At 38.5% G+C, this 2,458-nt stretch carries 2 protein-coding genes; both read right to left on the bottom strand.

Annotated features, from left to right (window positions below):
- Positions 1-478: 478 nt before the first annotated feature.
- Complete coding sequence (locus E5A76_RS14970) at positions 479-928, bottom strand: molecular chaperone GroEL (protein ID WP_161119400.1); 450 nt, start codon at positions 926-928, stop codon at positions 479-481.
- Positions 929-1,388: 460 nt separating this feature from the next.
- On the bottom strand, positions 1,389-2,291 hold the full coding sequence (gene rimK / locus E5A76_RS14965; RefSeq protein WP_053987643.1) for a 30S ribosomal protein S6--L-glutamate ligase: 903 nt from the start codon (positions 2,289-2,291) through the stop codon (positions 1,389-1,391).
- Positions 2,292-2,458: the final 167 nt, after the last annotated feature.

Genomic DNA, 2,458 nt, shown 5'->3' with positions numbered 1-2,458 from the left:
AAATAAATCAACAATACAATCAGCTTTTAGCTATTTAATTGTGATTTATATGATCGTTTGTATTGTGGTTATCAATTGTTATTTTATTAGGTTGATTACAGGCTTTCTCGCTTGGTTCTTTTTGCCAGTAACTTCATAAGGTTAAGTATTCGTTGTGATGGCTTTTTTGTGAGATTAGGTTCTTGATAGGTATGTCTTGTACTGAGTTCATCGGGTAAAAAGCGTGAAAAGCTGTACAAAATAAATATTGATTAAAAATCAATGGGTTATGTTTATCTGTGGCTTTGTGTTAAGTTTTTTGTTAACTGCGTACATAAAAGAGCTGTTTTCTCTATATATTGCTGTACGTTTTTGAAGGGGGTAAGGTGGTGTGTTTTCAGATTTGTTGATAATGGGAGGTAAGGGAGAGAGGTGTTTTATAGAAAGATAAAAGCAATACCCCTGATGTTTTATATCAGAGGTACTATTGTTTGTACTATTACGCCAGATGCGCTTTATTTAATTCCACCCAAGCAGCCATAAAGCAGACAATAAAAGACTGCACAAAGCCACGTAAGTCTTCATCACCTTGTACTAAGACCTCATCAGCATTGGCTTCCATGTTAAAAGAGACAGAGCGCTCTTTAATGCTAAAGAAGACACGTCCGACTAATACCAAGTTTTCACCGTTGTTATCTGGGTTATAAACTAATCCTGTGGCAATTTTATCGTGCTCTTCAACCGGTAAAGCGCTGAACGCTAGCTTTTCAGCACCTTCAAAGCCAAAACCCGCATATTGTTTACCTTGGCTGTCTTGTTTAAGTAATTGCTCGATAATTTGTGTATATGTCGCAACTGCTTCTTCTGGAACGTCCTGAGTATTTACCTGTCCCATATCAAATGGTTGGTCATCTTCTACCATTACAACGCCATAGGTAAAATCTGTCATGCTTTAATCCTTTGATTTTTCATCTGATCATTATGTTGTGATGAACTACGTTAACGTAATTTGAGGTTGGTCGATAGCATTTATCTGTACATGAGTGGTGGGGTGTTTTGATGATCACACTTATTAGGTGTCATGCATTTAAAAATGACTGTAAAAGCGTCGAATTATTCAGTTATGATGGTTACACACTCAATAAGCTGTTACTTACTAACATTAGTGTTAATAGAAAAATATATCTTTCGAGTAGCCATGAGATTAATGCGTTAGTTTACTTGGAAAAAAGCGTAAAAAGCTGCACAAAATTAAATTATTTATAATCAATGAGTTAGGTGCAACAAAGGGAGTGTTTGTTTAGCGGTATGATTTGTGCATCTTTTTGCTGTATTTGATGTGAAAAGCTGATCTTTGCTGATATTAAAGCAGCCTCTTTATATTATTAATAAGAAGCTGCTTTATTATGTTACTGATTTAGTTGGAATCTTTTGTTTTTATTGGCATTTTTCTCAATGTATTCGATGATCATGCCTGCAATGTCTTTACCTGTCGCTGCTTCAATTCCTTCTAAACCTGGTGATGAGTTCACCTCCATGATCAGTGGACCACGATTAGAACGCAATAAATCAACACCAGCTACGCTTAATCCCATTGCTTTTGCTGCCGCAATGGCGGTTTTACGCTCTTCTGGCGTAATGCGGATCAGTGAGGCACTACCACCACGATGAAGGTTAGATCGAAACTCCCCTTCAGCGGCTTGGCGCTTCATGGATGCAATGACTTTATCACCGATAACGAAGCAGCGAATATCAGCGCCGCCAGCTTCTTTGATGTATTCCTGCACCATGATATTCGCTTTTAATCCCATAAAAGCTTCAATCACGCTTTCAGCTGCTTTTTGTGTCTCAGCCAATACCACGCCAATGCCTTGCGTACCTTCAAGTAGCTTAATCACCAGTGGCGCACCACCGACCATTTTGATCAGATCGGGCACATCATCAGGTTTACTTGCAAAGCCTGTAATTGGCATGCCAACACCCTTACGACTTAATAGTTGTAGTGAGCGAAGTTTGTCACGAGAGCGCGAAATCGCAATGGATTGGTTTACCGGGAAAACGCCCATCATTTCAAACTGACGTAGTACTGAACAACCATAAAAAGTGATGTCAGAGCCGATACGAGGAATGATGGCATCAAACCCTGCTAAATCATTACCTTCAAAATGGATAGAAGGCTGAACAGAGTTGATATTCATATAACAACGTAGCGCATTAATAATAACGGCTTCATGTCCTCGTTGCTCACAAGCTTCAACAAGGCGACGGGTAGAGTATAGGTTAGCGTTTTGCGACAAAATGCCAATTTTCATTGCGTTACTCGCGACAAATAAAAAAGGATAGTCAACAACCTAAAGTTTGGCGAACTTAAAATATAAGGTTGCTGTATGAGCGGCGACTATGCGCTTAAAACGCTAAAAAATCGATAGGTGTGAAGATGATTTTTTTTAATGAGATAGAGTGATTTTATTTATCAATC

It is taken from the genome of Photobacterium lucens, assembly GCF_009873615.1.
GTDB lineage: Bacteria > Pseudomonadota > Gammaproteobacteria > Enterobacterales > Vibrionaceae > Photobacterium > Photobacterium lucens.
The sequence above is the reverse complement of the archived record's forward strand: the minus strand, read 5'-3'. Positions and strand labels throughout refer to the sequence as shown.

Excerpts from the sequence above, each read along its gene's own strand:
- E5A76_RS14970 (WP_161119400.1), bottom strand. The coding sequence starts at position 928 with ATGACAGATTTTACCTATGGCGTTGTAATGGTAGAAGATGACCAACCA.
- rimK (WP_053987643.1), bottom strand. The coding sequence starts at position 2,291 with ATGAAAATTGGCATTTTGTCGCAAAACGCTAACCTATACTCTACCCGT.